A 22,928-nucleotide genomic window follows, 5' to 3' on the forward strand; every position below is an offset into this window, starting at 1 on the left:
GGCATCGTGTTTCACGTGAAACGTCGCTCTCTGCTGCAGGGAATCATCAGCCGCGGTCGTGCGGCCACCTCCTCTCGTCACCGCCAGGACGATGTGGGGGTGATCGAGTTGTCCACATCGGTGGAATCATCCACAGGAGTTCAGGCCCCGCTGGTTCGCGACCCCGATGACATGGCAGGCTCTGTTCATCGCGAGCCTGAAGTCGAGGAGAGTGAACCCGTGCGGTCTGACGCCAACCTCGCGGGGCCGATGGCCGACCCGGTCCCCGGTCCCCGCTCAGAGTCGGCGGGCGAGGATGTTTCACGTGAAACATCGTCTCCGCCCCTTGTGGACAATGACACCCCCATCGGTCGTGCCGCCCAGTTGGCGGTAGAGGCACTGGGCCGAGCCGGTGAAGGTCTGCCGCGGCCCGACCAGACGCGGATCATGGTGGTCGCCAACCAGAAGGGCGGCGTGGGCAAGACCACGTCGACCGTGAACCTGGCGGCGTCGCTGGCGCTGCACGGAGCGCGGGTCCTGGTGGTCGACCTCGACCCGCAGGGGAACGCCTCCACGGCCCTGGGCATCGATCACCACGCCGACGTGCCGTCCATCTACGACGTACTCGTGGAGGGCAGGCCGCTGCTGGAAGTGGTCCAGCCGGTCGCGGACGTGGAAGGTCTCTTCTGCGCCCCCGCCACTATCGATCTGGCGGGTGCCGAGATCGAGCTGGTGTCCCTGGTGGCCCGCGAAAGCAGGCTCCAGCGGGCGATCCAGGCGTACGAGCAGCCGCTGGACTACATCCTCATCGACTGCCCGCCCTCACTGGGGCTGCTGACGGTCAACGCCCTGGTCGCGGGCGCGGAGGTGCTGATCCCGATCCAGTGCGAGTACTACGCGCTGGAGGGTCTGGGGCAGCTGCTGCGCAACGTCGACCTGGTGCGTGCCCACCTCAACCCCAACCTGCACGTCTCCACGATCCTGCTGACGATGTACGACGGCAGGACCCGGCTGGCCTCCCAGGTCGCCGAGGAGGTGCGCAGCCACTTCGGCAACGAGGTCCTGCGGACGAGCATCCCGCGGTCGGTGCGTATCTCGGAGGCTCCGAGCTACGGCCAGACGGTGCTCACCTACGACCCGGGTTCCAGCGGCTCCCTCTCCTATTTGGAGGCGGCGCGCGAGATCGCGCTGCGTGGGGTCGGAATCCAGTACGAAGCCCGGCATGCCCATCTGGGCGCCGGTGTGGCCAGCACGCAGAGCATGTCGGAGGGGATCCAGTGAGTGAGCGACGTAGGGGTCTGGGGCGGGGGCTCGGTGCGCTGATCCCCGCGGCGCCGCAAGAGAGGACGCCCGCGGCCGTGGGTGCGGGATCGACGTCACCGTCGGCGGTTCCGGTGCTGACATCGGAGCGCGGGATCGCGGCGGCGAAGCTGTCCGCGCTCGCGCAGGCCGATGTTTCACGTGAAACGGAGCGAGCGGCGTCGGTCGCCGCAGAGCCGGAGACGACGGGGCTGCCCGAGGCGGCCGCGGTGCCCGGTGCGACGTTCGCCGAGCTGCCCATGGACTCGATCAAGCCGAACCCCCGTCAGCCGCGCGAGGTGTTCGACGAGGACGCGCTGGCTGAGCTGGTCACCTCCATCCAGGAGGTGGGCCTGCTCCAGCCGGTGGTGGTGCGTCAGTCGGCTCCCGGCCGCTATGAGCTGATCATGGGCGAGCGGCGCTGGCGGGCCTGCCGGGAGGCGGGTCTGGAGCGGATTCCGGCGATCATCCGGGCGACGGACGACGAGAAGCTGCTGCTGGACGCCTTGCTGGAGAACCTGCACCGGGCTCAGCTGAACCCCCTGGAAGAGGCCGCGGCGTACGACCAACTGCTCCAGGACTTCCACTGCACCCATGACCAGCTGGCGGACCGGATCGGGCGTTCACGCCCGCAGGTCTCCAACACGCTGCGACTGCTGAAGCTGTCGCCGTCGGTACAGCGCCGGGTGGCGGCCGGTGTGCTGTCGGCGGGTCACGCGCGGGCACTGCTGTCGGTGGAGGACTCCGAGGAGCAGGACCGGCTGGCTCACCGGATCGTGGCGGAGGGTCTGTCGGTGCGCGCGATCGAGGAGATCGTCACGCTGATGGCTTCGCAGCCGACGAGTTCGGTGAAGCCGAAGGGTCCCCGGGCGGGTGCCCGGGTGGCCCCGGCGCTGACTGATCTGGCCTCGCGGCTCTCCGACCGCTTCGAGACGCGGGTGAAGGTGGACCTCGGCCAGAAGAAGGGCAAGATCACCGTCGAGTTCGCCTCGATGGAGGATCTGGAGCGCATCCTGGGGACGCTGGCACCGGGCGAGGGCCGGGTACTGGAACAGGGCATCGCCGGGGAGTGACTCCCGGGCCGCCGTGGGGGCGGGTCGTGCCGGTCGGAACCACCGGTACGGTCCGCCCCTTTTGCCGTGCTCCGGTGTTCTCCGTGGGGGGCTGTGGATACGATGCGTTCATGGGTCGCAGGGTCGCACCGCTCACGCTGGACAACCTCCAGGACCTGCCCAGACGTTGTCGCTCCTGTGTGTTCTGGGAGCTGGATCCCGTCAGTGCCGGGGCCGCGGCGAAGGCGGGCACGGTGGAGCGGGAGAAGGAAGCCTGGATCTCCGCGGTGCTGCTGGAGTGGGGGTCCTGTGGCCGGGTGGTCTATGTGGACGCGGTCCCGGTGGGTTTCGTGATGTACGCGCCGCCCGCCTACGTCCCCCGCGCGATGGCGTTCTCCACCAGTCCCGTCTCTCCGGACGCCGTGCAGCTGATCACGTCATGGATCGAGCCGGGGTACCAGGGGCAGGGGCTGGGCCGGGTGCTGGTGCAGACGGTCGCCAAGGACCTGCTGCGTCGGGGTTTCCGGGCCATCGAGGCCTTCGGGGACGCCCGTTGGAGGGGTCCGGCGTGCCTGCTTCCGGCGGATCATCTGCTGGCCGTCGGCTTCAAGACGGTGCGCCCGCATCCCGTGAACCCGCGGCTGCGGCTGGAGCTCCGCTCCACGCTGTCGTGGAAGGAAGACGTGGAACTGGCGCTGGACCGGTTGTTGGGCGGCGCCCGCAAGGAGCCCGCGCTGCGCCCGCTCTGAGAGCACGAGAACGTGAAAGGGGCCGCCCCGGCCGGGGCGGCCCCTTTCACGTGTCCGGATGGTTCAGACGGTTCAGGCGACCGGCTTGATGGTCACGAAGCCGTCGAGGTCGCGCAGGATGGCGGCCTTGGGCTTGGCGCCGACGATGGTCTTGACGACCTCGCCGCCCTGGTAGACGTTCAGCGTCGGGATGGACATGACGCCGTACTTGGCGGCCGTGCCCGGGTTCTGGTCGATGTTGAGCTTGACGATCTCGATCTCGTCGCCGTACTCGGCCGCGATGGCCTCCAGGGACGGGGCGATCTGGCGGCACGGGCCGCACCATTCGGCCCAGAAGTCGACCAGGACGGGCTTGTCGCTGGCGAGGACGTCTGCGTCGAAGCTCGCGTCGGTCACGGTCTTCAAGGTGCCGGCCACAGCGGCCTCCTTCATCTCTGCGGGGTGTGGGGTGTGGGGTGGTGCTGTAAGGGGGTCAGACGGCCGCGGAAGCGTGCTCGGCGTCCGCGAGGGCGGCCAGGAAACGCTCGGCGTCGAGGGCGGCGGAGCAGCCCGTGCCTGCGGCGGTGATGGCCTGACGGTAGGTGTGGTCGACCACGTCACCAGCGCCGAACACGCCGGTCACGTTGGTGCGGGTGGAGGGGGCGTCGACTTTGAGGTAGCCCTCTCCGTCCAGCTCCAGCTGGCCCTTGAAGAGTTCGGTGCGCGGGTCGTGGCCGACGGCGATGAAGAGGCCGGTCACGGGCAGCTCGGAGGTCTCACCGGTTTTGGTGTTGCGCAGGGTCAGACCGGCCAGCTTCGGGTCACCGTGGATCGCGGCGACCTCGCTGTCCCAGGCGAACTTGATCTTCGGGTCGGCGAAGGCGCGGTCCTGCATGGTCTTGGAGGCGCGCAGGCTGTCACGGCGGTGGATGATCGTGACGGACTTGGCGAACCGGGACAGGAAGGTGGCCTCCTCCATCGCGGTGTCGCCGCCGCCGACGACGGCGATGTCCTGGTCCTTGAAGAAGAACCCGTCGCAGGTGGCGCACCAGGAGACACCGCGGCCGGAGAGCGCGTCCTCGTTGGGCAGGCCCAGCTTGCGGTGCTGGGAGCCCGTGGTGACGATGACGGCCTTGGCGCGGTGCACCGTCCCCGCGGTGTCGGTGACGGTCTTGATCTCACCGGTGAGGTCGACGGAGACGATGTCGTCCGGGATCAGCTCGGCGCCGAAGCGCTCGGCCTGGTCGCGCATGTTGTCCATGAGGTCGGGACCCATGATGCCGTCACGGAAGCCGGGGAAGTTCTCGACCTCGGTGGTGTTCATGAGCGCACCGCCCGCGGTGACCGCGCCCTCGAAGACGAGAGGCTTGAGCGAGGCACGTGCGGTGTACAGGGCGGCCGTGTAACCGGCCGGCCCGGAGCCGATGATGATCACGTTTCGTACGTCGCTCACGGGTACTTTCCTCGTCTCTACGGACTGCTTGTTGCCTACCGGGGGGCCGGTGCGGACTCTCACCCCACCCAACGGATCCTACGGCGCGAGCATTCCCGAGTTGTCCCCACGGCGTCCGGAAGCCGTCAGAGGCGTGCGTAGGTGCTGGTCAGTAGCACCTTCCCGGCGCCCGCGCCGGGGCTGTCCGCGCAAGTGGAATCGACCAGATAGGCATCCACCCGCCCGGGATCACCGGGGTGCGGGAGGACGAGCAGGCGGACGGGAGCCCCCCGGTAGGTGCCCTGGCCCGTGGCGAGCGGTGCCTCGGAGCGCCCGGTGCCGTCCTGGACGCAGCGCGGGACCGCGTCCGGTTCCTGGCGGTTCTGGGGCGCGACGCCCTCCGGTGAGGTGTTCTGAAGTCCCGGAGTGCGCTGCTGCTCGGAGCTCTGGCCGGTGCCACCCGCTGCGGCGAGCAGTTGCTGGACGGCGGACGGCAGGTTCTGGGCGGAGTACTCCCCGGGGGCCGTGGGCTCGGCCAGGGCGCTCGCGGCGTCCTTCCGGGCGGAGGTGTCCGGTGAGGTCGAGGACTGCAGGCCGGTGAAGAGGAGGACTCCGAGGGCGCAGGCGGCCGCTCCGGCGAGAGCGGTCAGCACGGCTGTGCGCCGTCGGGCGCGCCGGCGTCCCGGGCCGGTGGCACCCGAGGGGCGGCCCTCGGGAGCGCGCGTGGCGGGAGATGTTTCACGTGAAACGTTGGGCGTCGCGTCGTGGGCAGGGGCGGACAGGGGCCGTGGAGCGGGGGGCCGGGCGTCGAGCAGGGCCTCGGCGGCGAGGGCGGCGTCGATCCGGCCCGCGATGTCCACGGGCATCCGGGGCGGCCCCGGGAGGGTGCCCAGGAGGGAGCGGATCTCCTCCAGGGAGGCCTGGACGTCGGCGCACAGCGCGCAGCCGGTCAGGTGGTGCCGTACTTCGGACGTACGGGAGGGAGAGAGCAGCCCCTCGGAGAGTTCGGAGATCTCGGAGACCTCCGGGTGCCGGATCGTTCCGGTCGCGCCGGTCATGCCGGTCGTGGGGGTCATGTTCGTCCACCTCCGCCCTTCACCGCGTCTGGGTCTGTGTGCGTGGGGTCTGCCGCAGGTGGGACGGATGTCCCCCGCGTCCGGTTCCTTCCCCGCTCGGCGGCGGTGTTATCCCCGGTATCGGCGCGCAGATGAGTGAGGAGGGGGACGAGTTTCGCCCGGCCGCGGGCGCACCGGCTCTTGACGGTCCCAGTGGGCACGTCGAGGACCCTGGCGGCCTCGGCGACGGGGTATCCCTGCATGTCGACGAGGACGAGGGCGGCGCGCTGATCGGCGGGGAGGGTGGCCAGAGCGGCCAGGAGCTGCCGGTGGAGGTCATGGCGTTCCGCCGGGGCCTCGGCGGACTCGTGAGGCTCCAGAAGGCGTTCCAGGCGCTCGGTGTCGTCGAGCGGTGTGGTCCTGCGCGAGGCTGACTTGCGTGCCCGGTCCAGGCAGGCGTTGACCGTGATCCGGTGCAGCCAGGTGGTGACGGCGGACTCGCCGCGGAAGGTGTGCGCGGCCCGGTAGGCCGACACGAGGGCGTCCTGGACGGCGTCGGCGGCCTCTTCGCGGTCGCCGAGGGTGCGCAGGGCCACGGCCCACAGCCGGTCTCGGTGACGACGTACGAGCTCACCGAAGGCGTGGGGGTCTCCGGCGGCGTGCAGGGCCAGGAGTTCCTGATCGCTGCTGCCGCCGGGTGCGGCGTGGTCCAACGGTGAGCCCCTCCCCTGCTGTGGCCTCAGCCCGAGAACTTCACATCCGTGATCGCCTGCTTGTACCCCTCGCTGCTGTACTGGTCGGTGCCGGACCAGGGCATCGCGGTGATCCAGACGAGGACGTAGCGCGTCTTGACGGGCTTGTCCGTGGTCAGGCTCAGACCGTTCTCCGAGGTGGTCCCGGTGGCGATCTTCTTCATGGAGCCCACCGGGGTCGACGACGACGTGGAGTCCGCCGCGTACAGGGTGGCCGTGGTGTGCTTGCCCGCGAACCGCAGCGCTATCGACGCGGCGGAGACCTCCTGCTCGGAACCGAGGTCGTAGACGATGCCGACGCCGGCCTTGTAGTCGGCCTTCATCTCGGGCCCGTCGTGGAAGCTCTTGGTCCGCCAGTAGCTGGAGGCGTCCCCGTCGTAGGTGCTGGCCACGCCCGTGGGGTCCTGGGGCGTGCCGTCCGGGTAGTACTCCCGCGCTGCCTTGATGGCCAACGGGCCCGGGGTCTTCTTCGCCGGGGTGTCGTCGCCCTTGGGCTGAGGGGCCTGCTGGTTCCCGCTGCCCTGGTTGCTGCGGAGGAGGGTGTCGGCGAGCTGCCAGCTGCCGAGGCCGAGGGCGGCGATGAGCAGGGCGGCGACACCCCACTTGAGCACCCGGCCGGTGCGGCTCTGGAGCGGGGGCGGCGGCGGGACGGCGGCCAGCGGTGTCACGGTGGTGGCACCGTTGTGCGCCGCGGGACGGCCGTAGCTGCCCTGCTGGTAGGTCGTGTGCTGGTACTCGGGCGGGGCGGTGAAGACGGGCTCCGGCGGCTTGATGCGAGGCATCGCGGCGACGGCCTTGGCCAGCTCTTCGGGGGTGGTGCAGGCGGGTTCCTGACGGGAGGCGGTGGCCCCGTCGTTGGCGAGCGCGCGCATGGCGAGTTCACCCAGGCCCCGGTGCACGCCCGCACGGACCTGGTCCGGGGCGATCAGGCCGACGCCCTTGGGCAGGCCGGTGAGGCCGTAGGCGTCGTTCTCGTAGGGCCAGCGCTGCGTGAGGGAGGCGTACAGGAGCGCGCCGATCGCCTCGGTGTCCGCGCGCTGCGGGGTCTCACTGGTGATGCCGCGCAGCGCGGCGTTCACGGCGAGGCCGCGGATGCGGTACTGGCCCGTGGAGGTGCGCAGTATGGCGCTCGGGGTGAGCCGCAGGTGGGCCAGGCCCTCGCGGTGGGCCGCCGTCATGGCCTGGGAGATCTGGCTGACGAGCTGGTAGGCCTCGTGCGGCTCCAGCGGGCCCGCGGCTAGCAGGGCCGTCAGCTCGGTGGCGTCGGGCAGCCATTCGTGGACGACGTAGACGAGGTCGTTCTCCTCCACGGCGTCGAGGACCTGGACGAACCGGGGGTCACCGAGCAGGGCGGAGGAGCGGGCCGCCGCCAGTACCGAACGGCCTCGGGGGTGGTCGGCGGGCAGCAGGTGGACGCCCACGGCACGGCGCAGCTTCTCGTCCATCGCACGCCAGCTGCTGAATCCGTCCAGACGGGTGACGCACTCCTCGAGCCGGTAGCGTCTGGCGAGCTTGTGACCGCTGTGCAGTTCGGGAGCGGCGGTCGGCGCCGTGCTCTTGGTGCTCGCCTTGCCGTTCTCCGGTTCGCCGTCCGATGCGGGCATCAGTCCGTCCGAGGGTCGTCCGTTGTGGTGCTGCACCCCGTCGGCCGTGACCTTGGCCGCCTCGGCGACCGGCGGCTCCTCGCCGCTGTTGTCGGCCACGTCGACGGCAGCCGTGCTACGTTCCGCCACCGTCGTTCCTGCCTCCCCATCCGTTACGCGCTGTCGGCCGGTCCGCGAGGCCGTGCCAATTGTGCCCACAGTCCGACGCTATGCACGACACGCTAGGGGGGCCGATGGTTGTGCGCATCAGCGCCCCAGACGTCCGCGCACCATTCCGACCATGGCGTTGAGCTCCTCGATCCGCATCCGCTTGGCGGCGATGAGGAATACCGCCGCCAGAGCGATCCCACCGGCCACCAGGGAAGCCAGGGAACCGGTCACTCCGCTGCCGAGCAGCCGAGTGATACCGAAGGCGACGCCACCACCCACGACGGCGGCGGGAACACAGGCTCCGGCGAGGCGGGCGTAGGTCCGCATCACGTGGGTGCCGTCCAGGTCGCCGCCCAGCTTGGTGCGCAGGCGGCGCCAGGCGACGCCCACGCCCGCCGTGTAGCCCAGACCGTAGGCGGCGGCCATGCCGACCACGGCCCACCGGGCGGGCAGCACCAGGAACGCGGCGACGGAGACCGCCGCGTTGACGCCGGCGACGATGCAGGTGTTGTAGAAGGGGGTCCGGGTGTCCTCGTAGGCGTAGAACCCGCGCAGGACGACGTACTGCACCGAGTACGGGATGAGCCCGAGGCCGAAGGCCATCAGCACGTAGCCGATGTTCTGGGCGCCGGAGCCGGAGCCCGCGTAGAGCAGCGTGGCCATTGGGACACCGAGCGCGAGGAACGCGAAGGCGCAGGGCACGATCGCGACCGCCGAGGTGCGCAGCCCGTAGGAGATGTCGTCGCGGACCGCGGAGACGTCCCCGTCGTGGGCCGAGCGGGAGATCCGCGGCAGGACGGCCGTCATGACGGAGACAGTGATGATGGCCTGCGGCATCTGCCACAGCAGCAGCGCGTAGTTGTAGGCGGTGATGCCGGTACCCGGGTGGCCCTGCTTCTCGGCCACGGATCCGGCCCAGGTGGCGAGCTGGGTGACGACGACCAGGCCGACCTGGTTGGCCAGGACGAAGAAGAACGTCCACTTGGCCAGACCGGCGGCCTTGCCGAGGCCGTGGCCCTTCCAGTCGAAGCGCAGCTTCGGGGTGAATCCCGCGTCCCGCAGGTACGGGAGCATCGCCAGGGCCTGAACGGTGAGACCCAGCAGGGTGCCCAGACCCAGCAGCCGGACGCCGTCGGCGGTGACGGTGGCGGCGTTGACACCGGAGGTGGTGAACCCGCCGAAGGCCCAGATGAAGGCGCCGAAGGTGGCGATGACGACCACGTTGTTGAGGACGGGGGTCCACATCATCGCGCCGAACCGGCCGCGGGCGTTGAGGATCTGGCCGAGGACCACGTGCACGCCCATGAAGAACATGGTGGGCAGGCAGTAGCGGGCGAAGGCGACCGCGACGTCCATCTGCGCGGGATCCGAGGCGATCTTCGGCGACATCATCGTGATGAACAGCGGTGCCGCGAGCACGCACACGGTGGTGATACCGGCCAGCAGGACCACGACGAGGGTCAGCAGCCGGTTGGCGTAGGCCTCTCCCCCGTCGTCGTCGTTCTTCATGGCCCGGACCAGCTGCGGGATGAAGACCGCGTTGAGGGCACCGCCGCCGACGAGGACGTAGATCATCGTCGGCAGGGTGTTGGCGATCTGGTAGGTGTCGTTGAAGGTGCCGACACCGATCGCACCGGCGATGACCAGGGTCCGCAGGAAGCCCGTCAGCCGCGAGACGATCGTGCCCGCCGCCATGAGCGCGCTGGACTTGAGCAGGCTCGAAGCGCGCCCGGCGGGCTTGCCGGGCGCGGGCGCGGCGACGGGGGCGTCCTCCGCCAGCGTGCGGGGAGCCGCCTGCTGGTCCCGGTAGAGGTGTGCGAAGGCGTCCGGCTCGGCCTGCTCGTCGGTGGCCCTGGTGACGAGGGAGTCGACGCCGACGAACTGGGTGGTGGTCGCGTGGTCGCCGTAGGGCAGGTGGCGGGAGGGACCGTCCGGTTCGGGCGGCGGGGTCTGCGCCCACACCCGGGGGTCCGGGGAGTACACGGGAGCCGCCGGAGCCGCGTACAGCGGCCCGGGCTCCTGGTATGTGCCCGGGGGCGGCGGCGGGTGCGACGACCGGTCGTAGAGGACCTCGGCGACCGGGTCCTGGGCCGAGAGGTCCTGGGACCGGTACGGATCGTAGTCGTAGGCATCCTGCACATACGGGTCGTGTTCCGGCCCGGCGGCAGGCGGAGGAGCCTGCCCCGGTACCGGGGTGCCCGGCGCAGTGCCCTGGGCGGGCGCGGGACCGCCAGCGCCCTGCACGCGGTCACCGTCGTACGGCGCGTTCATCGAAACCCCACCTCATCGTCCCCAGGCCGACCGGCCACGGCGTCGCTCAACGGTCCACTGTCTCACCCGGGCCGGACCCGCTCGTGCTTTGCGGTCCGGTGTCCGGGCTCTCGTCACTCTGCTGCGTGCTCTCCTCGGTGACGGCACGCGCCGCGACGCGCTTGCGGCTGGCGTACATCTTGATGCCGGCCACGACGAGGAGCAGTACGCCGCCCGCGATGACGAGCATGACAGTGGGGGTGACCTCCGTCGCCTCCACGGTGAACTTGCGTTCCTTGCCGTAGGGGACGCCGTCCTTGGTGTAGAGCTGCGCGGTGACCTCGACGGGGCCGCTCGCGGTGGCGTTGGCGTTGAACTTCAGGCTCTGGCTGTGTTCCGCCTGGACGTTGACGTCCTTCTCGGCCATACCGTCGTTGTCGAACATCAGGCGCGTGGGGTTCGCGGACTTGAGCCGCAGGACCAGCCCGCGGACGTCCTGGACCAGGCTGTTCTGGATGGTCACCGGGATCGTCGCGCTGTGGCCGGACAGGGTGGCGTCGGACTTGGGGATCAGCTGGACCTGGTCGGTGAGCCCGATCAGGTACTGCTGGACCTCGCCGCGGTAGAGACCGGCCTCTTCGGGGTGGCCGCGCCAGGAGGTGGACATCTCCCGGTTGGTCGTGTTGCCGAAGGGGATCTCGACCCGGTCCGGCGCCGAGAGGATCACCTTGAAGTGGTCGAGCGCGGTCTGGGTGGTGCGGATCTCCTCGAACGCCGAGCGCGGCAGTTCCTGCTTGCTCAGCGCCTCGGGGTACTGGCCGGCGCCCGGCACCTGGGTGGCGGCGCCCGGGTCGGGCTTCGCGGCGGCGGCGGCATCGAGGTCGACGGGCTGGGCCCAGCGACCTGCCTGGAGGCCACGCAGGGCCGCGGCCATCGTCTGGACCTGGCTGGACGTGGGCGTCCGCTGCGGGGTGACCACGAAGCTGCGCTGCTCCTCGGTGCCCTGCTGGTTCAGCACGAGGCTCTGCGCGAGGAACTGCTGGACGGCGAGGATCGAGTTGCCCGCGCTCAGCATGTCGCCCTCGAAAGCGGTGGAGAGCCGGGCGTCGGCGACCACGGCGGTCGCTCCGGCGCCGATCGGGCGGGCGGCCGAGGGCGTGTACCCGAGGGCGGTGTTCTCCTGGAGGCTGTCGCTGCGGGTGAGGATGTTGTGGGCGCCGGCCGAGGTCGCCACGTTGACGATCGACGGATCGATGGCGCCGTCCACGGGCCAGGAGAAGTCGGTGGACGGTGTGACGTGCAGCACGGTCTCGACCGCCTGCTTCGCCTTGTCGGTGGCGGGCCGCAGCTGCCCCAGGGTCCCCGAGACGTCCTTGCCGCGGTGGGCGAGCGAGGCGAGGTCGGGGTCGGCGAAGGGCAGCGCGACGACCTTCTTGCCCTGTACGGCGGCTTCCAGCGCGCTCAGCCAGCGCTCGGCGACGGCCTTGTTCCGGCCCGGTACCGGCTTCCCTCCGGGAACCCGGACCCGGTAGCCCTTGGTCATCGCGTCGACCGTGTTGAGCAGGTCGGGGTCGATCACCCAGGTGATCGGCAGGTCCTTGCCGAGGGAGACCATCTGCTCCAGCCGCCCGCCCGGGCGCAGCTCGTCGGCGAGTTCGTCGTCCTCGAAGACGGGGGTCTGCAGCTCGTCGGATCCCGTCTCGGCCGTGAGGTGGACCCGGGAGATCAGCGGCCACACGTAGCTGAGCTGGGCCCGCCTCGCCGCGGTCTCGGGCTGCCAGGGCAGGAGGGTCCGCTGAATGCCGAGGACCTGTTCGGTGGGACGGTTCTCGCTCTCCCCCGACACCGAGACCCCGAGCTGGTAGACCCCGTCCTTGTCGAGCCCCAGCTTGTCGACCGGGACCTTCAGGGTGAACGGCTGGCTGTTCTTCGAGGGCAGGGCGGAGATCTTCGCCGAGAACGCGGCGTCGATCTCCGCGGGGTCGCCACCCGGCCGGAAACCGGCCCGGTCGGCGGCCTCACCGATGGCCTCGCGGTCACTGAGTACCGGGCCGACCCGCAGACCCACGTGTGCCTCGGTGATCGTCTCGCGGCTGTTGTTGGTCACCGTGCCCGAGATGGTGAGCGTGTCGCCCTTCACCGGCGCGCTGGGCGTCAGCGTGTCCAGCTGGACATCGACGGCGCTGGAGGCGGAGGAGGCGTTCCCGGCGGCTCGCGCCGCCGGGGCTGGGGCGTAGACGAGGGCGGCGAGAACCGGTGTCCCGGTGAGCATGACGATCGTGCGCCGCAACCAGCGGCGCCGGACAGGGGCCGGAGCCGTCCCCTGGATGTCTGCCGCCTCGGCCACGCGCCCGCCCGTCCTCGAAGTGTCAGTGGTCGTCGTTTGTACGTCCACGCATGGTAACGAGGCCCGCTGTGCGCGAGTGCCGCGCCTTGCTCCACATGATCGGGTCCGCATGGCGGGCGCGCTGTGCCGGGGTGCCCATAAAGGAGGAAGCCCATGCCGGGCGGGGCACGTACCCTTTTCAGTTGTGCCGAACGCCAACGAAGACAACCCCAGTGCCCTGAGTCAGGTGCAGCACCGCGCGGTCAGTGAACTGCTGCGGGTCGCCCCTGTCGCCGATGATCTCGGCCGCCGTTTCCAGGAGGCGGGGTTCAGCCTCGCGCTGGTCGGCGGGTCCGTTCGCGACGCGCTGCTCGGGCGCCTCGGCAACGACCTCGACTTCACCACCGACGCCCGCCCCGAGGATGTACTCAAGATCGTCCGTCCGTGGGCGGACTCCGTCTGGGACGTCGGCATCGCCTTCGGCACGGTCGGAGCGCACAAGGGCGGCTTCCAGATCGAGGTGACCACCTACCGGTCCGAGGCCTACGACCGCACCTCGCGCAAGCCCGAGGTCTCCTACGGCGACTCCATCGAGCAGGACCTGGTCCGCCGCGATTTCACGGTCAACGCCATGGCCCTGGCGCTTCCGCAGCAGCGGTTCATCGACCCGCACGGCGGTCTGGAGGACCTGGAGGCCCGTGTCCTGCGGACCCCGGGAACCCCCGAGGACTCCTTCTCCGACGACCCGCTGCGCATGATGCGGGCCGCCCGGTTCGCCGCGCAGCTGGACTTCGAGGTCGCGCCCGAGGTCGTCGCCGCGATGAAGGCGATGTCCGAGCGGATCGAGATCGTCTCGGCCGAGCGGGTCCAGGCCGAGCTGAACAAGCTCCTGCTCTCGGACCGTCCCCGGCTGGGCCTGGGCCTGCTCGTCGACACGGGCCTGGCCGACCGGGTACTGCCGGAGCTGCCCGCGCTGCGCCTGGAGAGCGATGAGCACCACCGGCACAAGGACGTCTACGACCACTCGCTGATCGTGCTGGAGCAGGCGATCGACCTGGAGGAGAACGGCCCCGACCTCGTGCTGCGGCTGTCCGCCCTGCTCCATGACATCGGCAAGCCCCGGACCCGGCGCTTCGAGAGCGACGGCCGCGTCTCCTTCCACCACCACGAGATGGTGGGCGCGAAGATGACCAAGAAGCGCATGGCGGCGCTGAAGTACTCCAACGACATGGTCAAGGACGTCTCCCGGCTGGTGGAGCTGCACCTGCGCTTCCACGGTTACGGAGCGGGCGAATGGACGGACTCCGCGGTCCGCCGCTACGTCCGTGACGCCGGACCGCTGCTGGAGCGGCTGCACAAGCTGACCCGCTCGGACTGCACCACGCGCAACAAGCGCAAGGCCAACGCGCTCTCGCACGCCTACGACGGCCTGGAGACGCGGATCGCGCAGCTCCAGGAGCAGGAGGAGCTGGACTCGATCCGGCCCGACCTGGACGGCAACGAGATCATGCGGGTCCTTGACGTCGGCCCCGGCCCGGTGATCGGCAAGGCCTACGCCTTCCTGCTGGAGCTGCGCCTGGAGAACGGCCCCATGGAGCGGGACGCGGCGGTCGCGGCCCTCAAGGAGTGGTGGGCCGCCGAGAACTGAGCCCGCAGGCGACGGGTGACCGCCGTCGATGTTTCACGTGAAACATCGACGGCGGGGCCGATGTCGATCGGAGCTCGGTCAGGGGCGATGTTTCACGTGAAACGTCGTCCTCGCCGGAACAGCATCACGGCGGTCACCGCGTAGAGCGCGGCCACGCCCAGGATCAGCGGGACGGATTTCCCGTCGAGCGGCAGGACGAGCGAGGCGGCCGCGGCCGCTCCGACGAACGCGACGTTGAACAGCACGTCGTAGACGGAGAAGACCCGGCCGCGGTACTCGTCGTCCACACGGGACTGGACGACCGTGTCAGTGGCGATCTTCGCTCCCTGGGTGGCGAGACCCAGCACGAACGCGGCGACCAGCATCGGGCCGGGCGCGAAGAACAGACCGAGACTCGGCACCAGGACCGCCGCGGCGGCAGCGCACAGCGTGATCCAGCCCCGGGTGCCGAGACGTCCCACCAGCCACGGCGTGACGACGGCGGCCGTGAAGAACCCGGCCCCGGAGACCCCGACGGCCACGCCCAGCAGGGCGAGACCGTCCGACTCGTTGTCCGTCCACGCGTAGCGGCACAGGGTCAGCAGGGTCACCGTCAGCGCCCCGTAGCAGAACCGCATCGCGGTCATCGCGGTCAGCGCTTGGGCCGCGTCCCGGCGTTCGTACAGATGTCGCAGCCCCTGTGCCATCCCCCGCGCGGTCGAGGAAATGCCCTCGGTCACCGAGGGATGCCGGTGGGCGGGTGCGCGGTCGGGGCCGAGGAGCCCGATGCCCAGGCGCAGGGAGACGAGAGCGGCGCACAGGTAGAGGGCCGCGCCGAGCAGGACGACGACGGCATTGGACTCGGCGGCGAGCAGCCGGACGAGAAAGGCGAGTCCCCCGCCCGAGGTCGCCGCGAGCGTTCCGGCGGTCGGTGAGAGGGCGTTGGCGGTCACCAGCTGGTCCGCGCCGACCACACGGGGCAGCGATGCCGAGAGCCCGGCCAGGACGAAGCGGTTGACCGCCGTCACGGAGAGCGCGGAGGCGTAGAACAGCCAGTCGGGCACCTGCGCGACGATCAGCATCCCGGTGACACAGGCCAGGAAGGCGCGGAGCAGGTTGCCGTAGAGGAAGACCTGGCGGCGGGGCCAGCGGTCCAGCAGCACGCCCGCGAAGGGGCCGATCGCCGAATAGGGCAGCAGCAGGACGGCCATGGCCGAAGCGATGGCCGCGGGCGAAGCCTGCTTCTCGGGGGAGAACACCACATAGGTGGCGAGCGCGACCTGGTAGACGCCGTCGGCCGCCTGGGACAGCAGCCGCACGCCGAGCAGATTGCGGAAATCCCTCAGGCGCAGGAGTACGCGCAGATCACCTACGACAGGCATGTGGGCAAGGGTCACATACGCGGAGGGTCCCCGGGCACATTGCCTGGGGACCCTCCGCGGAAGAACAGTCGACGTCCAAGTGGCCGGAGACCCTTGGCATCGCGCTGTGTCCTGCTTAGCGCTCGACCTCGCCCTTGATGAACTTCTCGACGTTCGCGAAGGCCTCGTCGTCGAAGTACTGCACCGGCGGGGACTTCATGAAGTAGCTGGAAGCCGACAGGATCGGGCCACCGATACCGCGGTCCTTGGCGATCTTCGCGGCGCGGACGGCGTCGATGATGACACCGGCGGAGTTCGGGGAGTCCCACACCTCGAGCTTGTACTCGAGGTTCAGCGGAACGTCACCGAAGGCGCGACCCTCGAGGCGGACGTACGCCCACTTGCGGTCGTCGAGCCACGCGACGTAGTCGGACGGGCCGATGTGGACGTTCTTCTCGCCCAGGTCGCGGTCCGGGATCTGCGAGGTGACGGCCTGCGTCTTCGAGATCTTCTTGGACTCGAGGCGGTCACGCTCGAGCATGTTCTTGAAGTCCATGTTGCCGCCGACGTTGAGCTGCATGGTGCGCTCAAGACGGACACCGCGGTCTTCGAACAGCTTCGCCATCACGCGGTGCGTGATGGTCGCGCCGACCTGGGACTTGATGTCGTCACCGATGATCGGGACGCCCGCCTCGGTGAACTTGTCCGCCCACTCCTTGGTACCGGCGATGAAGACCGGGAGAGCGTTGACGAACGCGACCTTGGCGTCGATGGCGCACTGCGCGTAGAACTTCGCGGCGGCCTCGGAACCGACGGGCAGGTAGCAGACCAGAACGTCGACCTGCTTGTCCTTGAGGACCTTGACGATGTCGACCGGGGCCTCGGGGGACTCCTCGATGGTCATCCGGTAGTACTTGCCCAGGCCGTCCAGGGTGTGGCCGCGCTGAACGGTCACGCCCTTGTTGGGGACGTCGCAGATCTTGATCGTGTTGTTCTCGCTGGCGCCGATGGCGTCCGAAAGGTCGAGGCCGACCTTCTTCGCGTCGACGTCGAAGGCGGCAACGAACTCGACGTCGCGGACGTGGTAGTCGCCGAACTGGACGTGCATGAGGCCGGGGACCTTGGCCGCCGGGTCGGCGTCCTTGTAGTACTCGACGCCCTGCACCAGCGAGGCGGCGCAGTTGCCCACGCCGACGATGGCTACGCGAACCGAACCCATTCCGGTTGCTCCCTGTTTGTTCTCGGACGAGGCCTGCGAATGCAGGGCCTCATTTTGCAGTTTCGTCGGACGAGCCGGGTCGTCTCCGATCCCGTCCCGCCCGCTCGCTCTCGATCAGCTCGTTCAGCCAGCGCACTTCGCGCTCCACGGATTCCATGCCGTGACGCTGCAGCTCAAGGGTGTAGTCGTCGAGGCGCTCCCGCGTACGGGCGAGCGAGGTGCGCATCTTCTCCAGGCGCTCCTCCAGCCGGCTGCGGCGGCCCTCCAGCACCCGCATGCGCACGTCCCGTTCGGTCTGACCGAAGAACGCGAAGCGGGCGGCGAAGGACTCGTCCTCCCAGGTATCGGGGCCGGTGTGGGAGAGCAGCTCCTCGAAGTGCTCCTTGCCCGCTGCCGTCAACCGGTAGACGATCTTGGCGCGGCGCCCTGCGAGTGAAGCGGCGAGCGCGTCTTCCAGGGCGTTGCCCGGTTCTTCGATCAACCACCCGTTGGCGACGAGCGTCTTGAGGCAGGGATAGAGCGTTCCGTAGCTGAACGCACGGAACACCCCCAGCGAGGTATTGAGCCGTTTGCGCAGCTCATAGCCGTGCATGGGGGACTCGCGAAGCAGGCCGAGGACAGCGAACTCGAGAATGCCTGAGCGCCGACTCATCTGCCTGCTTCCTCCTCGCCCCTGAGTCTTTATGCCGAGCTGATGTATCGACTCGATACATCCAGACGATAGAACGGGCGGCCCGTTACGACAAGGGGAGACGTGGTGACCGGCGTCACATCACTAATTCGTGGGAGGCGAGTTGCCTGATTTGGGGTGAACTTCGGCACTGATCAGGTTTTGAGCCTGCGTAGTCTGTCCGCCATGACACCGGGGGAACCGGAATACGCCTGCCGCTTCCAGGCCACTCGCCTGCCCGAGGAGTAGTCGTTCGATGAGCGAGCACCGCCGCAAACCGCCGCAGCAGCAAGGTGGTGGACGTGCTGCGGCCCGTCGGGCCGCCCAACAGCGCCCCGGCAGGGGCAGCACGCCCGGGCGTGACGCCCCTACCGCCACGCCCAGCGGCCCGTACGCAGACCAGTCGGCACCCGGCGGTCGCGCCGGAGCCCGCAACGGAGCCCGAGGGCCGGGGGCGGGCCGCGGCGTGGGCCAGGGGCCCGGCCGCAAGAGCAAGCGGTTCATCAACTACCCGCGTTCCGACAAGGACGGCTGGAAGCGCTTCCTGCCCTCCTGGAAGCTCGTCGGAGGCACCACCCTGGGCTTCTTCGCCGTGATCACGGCCGGTACGGGCATCGGTATCGCGATGGTGGGCACCCCCGACGCGAACAAGGCCGCCAAGGCCCAGAACAACGTCTTCTACTGGGCCGACGGCAGCCAGATGGTCGCGACCGGCAGTTCGATCAACCGGCAGATCGTGCCCATCGACAGGATCCCGCGCTCCATGCGGAACGCGGTGATCTCGGCGGAGAACGAGTCCTTCGATTCGGACAAGGGCGTCGACCCCATGGGCATCGCCCGTGCCGTGGTCAACATGGCCAAGGGCGGTTCGACCCAGGGCGGCTCGACCATCACCCAGCAGTACGTGAAGAACACCTTCCTGGACTCCGACCAGACGCTCAAGCGGAAGGTCACGGAGCTCTTCATCTCGATAAAACTGGGTGTCACCGCGGAGAAGGACACGATCCTCGCGGGCTACCTCAACACGGCCTACTACGGACGGGACGCCTACGGCATCCAGGCCGCCTCCCGCGCGTACTTCGACAAGGACTCCGACCAGCTGACCCCCTCCGAAGGCGCGTTCCTCGCCTCGGTACTCAAGGGCCCCAACCTCTACAACCCGGACGGCGGCATCGGATCCGCGGCCACCCCCGAGGCCAACACCAAGCGCGCGATGAGCCGCTGGTCCTGGGTGCTGGACCGTGAGGTCGCCGTGGGCCGGATGGACCAGGCCGAGCGGGACAAGTACCGGGAGTTCCCCAAGCTCGTGGACTCCGCGCAGGCCCGCTCCCTCGGGGGCCAGACCGGCTACCTGGTGGAGACGGCCAAGCAGTACGTGATGAAAACCAAGGGGATCACCGCCGAACAGATGGCCCTCGGTGGCTACAAGATCACCACCACCTTCCAGAAGCCGAAGGTGGACGCGCTGGTCAAGGCCGTCGAGGACACCCGCAACGACTTCCTGGACGAGAAGGCGCGCCCGGAGTACGACACCTTCGTCCAGTTCGGCGCCGCCTCCGTGGACGTGAACACCGGAGCCGTCGTGGCCATCTACGGCGGCCCCGGCTGGGACAAGAAGCACTTCACCAACAACGCGAACACCATCGGCGTCCCGGTCGGCTCGACCTGGAAGCCCTTCGTGCTGGCCGCGGCCCTGGAGTACGGCACCCAGAACTCCAAAGGCAAGGGCCTCTCCGTCGACAGCAAGTACAACGGCAACGACCTCACGGTGATCAACAACCGCGAGGGCAAGCCGCTGCGCTCCGCCGACGGCACGCCGTTCAAGCAGAAGAACGAGAGCACCACCCCGTACGGGTACGTGACCCTCAACGAGGCGATGGAGAAGTCCATCAACTCGCCGTTCGCCCAGCTCGTCTTCGACGTCGGCCACGACAAGGTGCGCGGGGTGGCCAAGGCCTCCGGCATCCTGGAAGACTCGATGGACCCGGCCGACAACGCCTCGTTCGCGCTCGGCACCTCGACCCCTTCGGCCATCCGCATGGCCGACGCCTACGCCACCTTCGCGGCCTCCGGCACCCATCACGAGCCCTTCTCCGTCACCGAGGTGCTCAAGAACGGTGAGAAAGTGTCCGGCTTCGAGCAGCCCAAGGCCCAGCGGGCCATGGACAACTCCATCGCCGACAACGTCACCAAGGTCCTCACCAACGTCATCCAGAACGGCACCGGCACCAAGGCCAAGAAGCTCGGCCGCCCCGCCGCGGGCAAGACCGGCACCACCGACCAGAACAAGTCGGCCTGGTTCGTCGGCTACACCCCCCAGCTGTCGACCGCCGTCACCCTGTTCCGCAACGACCCGAACTCGGCGGACAAGAAGCTGATGTCCATGAACAAGGTGGGCGGTGTCGACTCCATCCACGGTGGTGACATCCCCGCGGTGATCTGGACCGAGTACATGAAGGCCGCGCTCAACGGCACCGCGTCCAAGGACTTCCCCGAGGCCGAGGACATCGGTGTGACGGCGGACGCCGCGGGTGCTCCCACCCCCACGCCCACCCCGTCGCCCTCGCCGTCCCCGTCGCCGTCCCCGTCCCCGTCGCCCTCGCCGTCCCCGACCCCGTCTCCGACCCCGTCCCAGGGCGGCAAGCCCACCTGCAAGCCGTGGAACCTCTACTGCGACCCGTCGAACCCGACCGACGGTCCGACTCCGAGTCCCACTCCATCGAAGACGCCCAAGCCCGGCAGACCGGGTGGCAGCATCTGGGGACCCACGGGCGCCGACACGGGCTGATCCGCCCCCCCCGTGTTTTCCGAGGGCCGTCGCACTCCGGTGCGGCGGCCCTCGCCGCACACACCGCGCCGTACGGCAGGATGAGCGCATGACGAAGGTGCAGGAGGACCGCCCCGTACTGCCCACACGGCAGGACGAGGTCGCAGCGGCCGGCAGTGAGCTGATCGGCGGCCCGATGGGCAGGTACGCGCGGCTCGGCGGTCATTGGCTGACCCCGGTCCGCGTCATCGTCCTGGTCGCCATCGGCATGTTCGCGCTCGGCATGGTGCAGAAGCTGCCCTGCTACGACTGGGCGTGGTTCCGGGGGGCGGGCTCGCAGTACACCCACGCCTGCTACTCGGACATCCCGCACCTGTACGTCGTACGCGGCTTCGCCGACGGTCTGACGCCCTACTTCGACCGGCTCCCCGGCGACATGCAGTACCTCGAGTACCCCGTGCTCACCGGTCTCTTCATGCAGGTCGCCTCCTGGCTCACGCCCACCGGCGGCTCCATGCAGCACCGCGAGCAGATGTACTGGATGGTCAACGCGGGCATGCTGATGGCCTGCGCCGCAGTCATCGCGGTCTGCGTCGCCCGTACCCACCGCCGCCGTCCCTGGGACGGCCTGCTCTTCGCCCTGGCGCCCGCCTTCGCGCTGACCGCGACCATCAACTGGGACCTGCTGGCCATCGCCCTGACCGCCGCCGGGATGCTCATGTGGTCCCGCGGCCGGGCCCTGGCCTTCGGCATCCTGATCGGCCTGGCCACCGCCGCCAAGCTCTACCCCGTCCTGCTGCTCGGCCCGCTGTTCGTGCTGTGCTGGCGGGCCGGAAAGTGGCGCGAATTCGGTCTGGCGACGTTCGGCGCGGTCGCGTCCTGGCTCGTGGTGAACCTGCCCGTCATGCTCTACGCCCGGGACGGCTGGTCGAAGTTCTACACCTTCAGCCAGGAGCGCCCCATCGACTTCGGGTCGGTGTGGCTGTTGATCTCCCAGCGCTCGGGGAACCCGCTGGAGGGCGCGAACACGTACGCCACGGGGCTGACCCTGCTGCTGTGCGCGGCCATCGGCCTGCTGGGGCTCACCGCCCAGCGGCGGCCCCGTTTCGCCCAGCTGGTCTTCCTGGTCGTCGCCGTCTTCATCCTGCTCAACAAGGTGTACTCGCCGCAGTACGTGCTCTGGCTCATCCCGCTGGCCGCCCTCGCGCGCCCGCGCTGGCGCGACGTCCTGATCTGGCAGACCTGCGAGGTCGCCTACTTCCTCGGGATCTGGTATTACCTCGCCTACACGACCAGTGGCGAAAAGCACCAGGGGCTGCCCCTGGAGGGCTACCAGCTGGCGATCGCCGCCCACCTGATCGGCACGCTCTACCTGTGCGCGGTCGTGGTCCGCGACATCCTGCTCCCCGAGCGGGACGTCGTACGCCAGGACGGCTCGGACGACCCCTCGGGCGGTGTCCTGGACGGGGCCGAGGACAGGTTCGTGCTCGCCAACGCCACGAGGGCGCCGCAGGAAGCGACGCCCTCGGAGGGACCGCTGGTCGAGTGGGGCGTCACCCGGGAGTGATCCCGGCGGCGCCCGACCCGGACGTCAGGCGTCGAGCGCCCGGTCGAACTGGGTCGTGGTGTGCCGCAGATGAGCCACCAGCTCGTCGCCCACACGCGGCTCCGTCGCGTCCGAGGGCACGAACAGGATCGACACCTGCATGTGCGGCGGCTCCGCGAACCAGCGCTGCTTGCCCGCCCACACGAACGGCGACAGGTTCCTGTTCACGGTGGCCAGCCCCGCCCGGGCGACCCCCTTGGCACGCGGCATCACACCGTGCAGGGCCTTGGGAGCTTCCAGGCCCACGCCGTGCGAGGTGCCGCCCGCGACGACGACCAGCCAGCCGTCGGAGGCCGCCTTCTGCTGGCGGTACCCGAAGCGGTCGCCCTTGGCGACCCGCGTGACGTCCAGGACGGCGCCCCGGTACTGGGTGGCGTCGTGGTCGCCCAGCCACAGCCGGGTGCCGATCCGGGCCCGGAAGTGGGTCTGCGGGAACTGCTGGCGCAGCCGCGCCAGCTCCTCGGCCCGCAGGTGGCTGACGAACATGGTGTGCAGCGGCAGCCGGGCCGCGCGCAGCCGGTCCATCCAGCCGATGACCTCTTCGACGGCGTCCGAGCCGTCGGGGCGGTCCAGCGGCAGGTGCAGGGCGAAGCCCTCCAGCCGTACGTCCTCGATCGCGGAGTGCAGTTGCCCCAGGTCCTGCTCGGAGATGCCGTGGCGGCGCATCGAACTCATGCACTCGATCACGACACGCGCGCCGACCAGGCCGCGCACCCCGTCCACCGAGGACACCGAGCGGATGACCCGGTCGGGAAGCGGCACCGGCTCCTCGCCCCGCCGGAACGGGGTCAGCACCAGCAGGTCACCGCCGAACAGATCCTTTATGGCGGCGGCTTCGTACGTCGTGCCCACGGCCAGGATGTCGGCGCCCATCCGGGTCGCCTCCTCGCACAGCCGCTCGTGGCCGAAGCCGTAGCCGTTGCCCTTGCAGACCGGGATCAGTCCGGGGAACTGATCGTGAATCTGCTTCTGGTGCGCACGCCAGCGCGCGGTGTCGACGTAGAGCGTGAGCGCCATGCCCGTCCGGAACCTCTCTAGAAAAGAACTGTGC

General features: G+C 69.6%; 17 protein-coding genes. 6 read left to right on the plus strand and 11 right to left on the minus strand.

The genetic code is table 11. The features are described from left to right. Positions 1-171 precede the first annotated feature (171 nt). The 3 genes from QMF80_RS08530 (at position 172) to QMF80_RS08540 (ending at position 3,079) form a co-directional block, all read left to right on the plus strand. On the plus strand, positions 172-1,260 hold the full coding sequence (locus QMF80_RS08530) for a ParA family protein (protein WP_283451145.1): 1,089 nt from the start codon (positions 172-174) through the stop codon (positions 1,258-1,260). Continuing rightward, positions 1,257-2,351 (plus strand): ParB/RepB/Spo0J family partition protein, encoded by a 1,095-nt coding sequence (locus QMF80_RS08535; protein ID WP_283451146.1) that lies wholly within the window; start codon positions 1,257-1,259, stop codon positions 2,349-2,351. Before QMF80_RS08530 ends, QMF80_RS08535 begins: the two co-directional genes overlap by 4 nt. A 110-nt stretch (positions 2,352-2,461) precedes the next feature. Then, complete coding sequence (locus tag QMF80_RS08540) at positions 2,462-3,079, plus strand: GNAT family N-acetyltransferase (RefSeq protein WP_283451148.1); 618 nt, start codon at positions 2,462-2,464, stop codon at positions 3,077-3,079. Positions 3,080-3,151: 72 nt separating this feature from the next. Here QMF80_RS08540 and trxA read toward each other — a convergent pair whose 3' ends face one another. From trxA to QMF80_RS08575, 7 genes are all read right to left on the minus strand, one after another. Next, entirely contained in the window at positions 3,152-3,496 is a 345-nt protein-coding gene (gene trxA / locus QMF80_RS08545; RefSeq protein ID WP_283451150.1) for a thioredoxin, read from the minus strand. Between the two features lie 55 nt (positions 3,497-3,551). Beyond that, positions 3,552-4,511, minus strand: coding sequence for a thioredoxin-disulfide reductase (gene trxB, locus QMF80_RS08550; protein ID WP_283451152.1), 960 nt, complete (start codon positions 4,509-4,511; stop codon positions 3,552-3,554). A gap of 125 nt (positions 4,512-4,636) precedes the next feature. Then, positions 4,637-5,566: an RsmA family anti-sigma factor gene (locus tag QMF80_RS08555; protein WP_283451154.1), complete on the minus strand. Its 930-nt coding sequence runs from the start codon at positions 5,564-5,566 to the stop codon at positions 4,637-4,639. Next, positions 5,563-6,258, minus strand: coding sequence for an RNA polymerase sigma factor SigM (gene sigM / locus QMF80_RS08560; RefSeq protein ID WP_283451157.1), 696 nt, complete (start codon positions 6,256-6,258; stop codon positions 5,563-5,565). Before sigM ends, QMF80_RS08555 begins: the two co-directional genes overlap by 4 nt. 26 nt (positions 6,259-6,284) lie before the next feature. Further along, entirely contained in the window at positions 6,285-8,030 is a 1,746-nt protein-coding gene (locus QMF80_RS08565; RefSeq protein ID WP_283451159.1) for a protein kinase family protein, read from the minus strand. A gap of 117 nt (positions 8,031-8,147) precedes the next feature. Beyond that, complete coding sequence (gene murJ / locus QMF80_RS08570; RefSeq protein WP_283451161.1) at positions 8,148-10,322, minus strand: murein biosynthesis integral membrane protein MurJ; 2,175 nt, start codon at positions 10,320-10,322, stop codon at positions 8,148-8,150. Positions 10,323-10,368: 46 nt separating this feature from the next. Continuing rightward, a complete protein-coding gene (locus tag QMF80_RS08575; protein WP_283451163.1) occupies positions 10,369-12,648 on the minus strand; it encodes a DUF6049 family protein in 2,280 nt (759 codons plus the stop codon). A 184-nt stretch (positions 12,649-12,832) separates the two neighbouring features. Between QMF80_RS08575 and QMF80_RS08580 the strand changes: the two genes are divergently transcribed. Then, a complete protein-coding gene (locus tag QMF80_RS08580; protein ID WP_283451165.1) occupies positions 12,833-14,275 on the plus strand; it encodes a CCA tRNA nucleotidyltransferase in 1,443 nt (480 codons plus the stop codon). Between the two features lie 92 nt (positions 14,276-14,367). On the opposite strand, the gene QMF80_RS08585 is transcribed toward QMF80_RS08580, so the two are convergent. The 3 genes from QMF80_RS08585 to QMF80_RS08595 form a co-directional block, all read right to left on the minus strand. Beyond that, entirely contained in the window at positions 14,368-15,636 is a 1,269-nt protein-coding gene (locus QMF80_RS08585) for an MFS transporter (protein WP_283451167.1), read from the minus strand. 115 nt (positions 15,637-15,751) lie between these two features. Further along, positions 15,752-16,834 (minus strand): inositol-3-phosphate synthase, encoded by a 1,083-nt coding sequence (locus tag QMF80_RS08590; RefSeq protein WP_283451169.1) that lies wholly within the window; start codon positions 16,832-16,834, stop codon positions 15,752-15,754. Between the two features lie 49 nt (positions 16,835-16,883). Then, positions 16,884-17,486, minus strand: a complete 603-nt coding sequence (locus tag QMF80_RS08595) for a PadR family transcriptional regulator (RefSeq protein ID WP_283451170.1) — start codon at positions 17,484-17,486, stop codon at positions 16,884-16,886. A 274-nt stretch (positions 17,487-17,760) separates the two neighbouring features. Here QMF80_RS08595 and QMF80_RS08600 point away from each other — a divergent pair, with 274 nt between their 5' ends. Both QMF80_RS08600 and QMF80_RS08605 read left to right on the plus strand, forming a co-directional pair. After that, a complete protein-coding gene (locus tag QMF80_RS08600) occupies positions 17,761-20,292 on the plus strand; it encodes a transglycosylase domain-containing protein (RefSeq protein ID WP_502962805.1) in 2,532 nt (843 codons plus the stop codon). Between the two features lie 88 nt (positions 20,293-20,380). Continuing rightward, positions 20,381-21,838 (plus strand): glycosyltransferase family 87 protein, encoded by a 1,458-nt coding sequence (locus QMF80_RS08605; protein WP_283451175.1) that lies wholly within the window; start codon positions 20,381-20,383, stop codon positions 21,836-21,838. Positions 21,839-21,862: 24 nt separating this feature from the next. Here the strand turns inward: QMF80_RS08605 and QMF80_RS08610 are convergent, their stop codons facing one another. Continuing rightward, a complete protein-coding gene (locus QMF80_RS08610; protein WP_283451176.1) occupies positions 21,863-22,894 on the minus strand; it encodes an alanine racemase in 1,032 nt (343 codons plus the stop codon). Between the last annotated feature and the right edge of the window lie 34 nt (positions 22,895-22,928).

This window comes from Streptomyces sp. G-G2 (genome assembly GCF_030063135.1).
Lineage (GTDB): Bacteria > Actinomycetota > Actinomycetes > Streptomycetales > Streptomycetaceae > Streptomyces.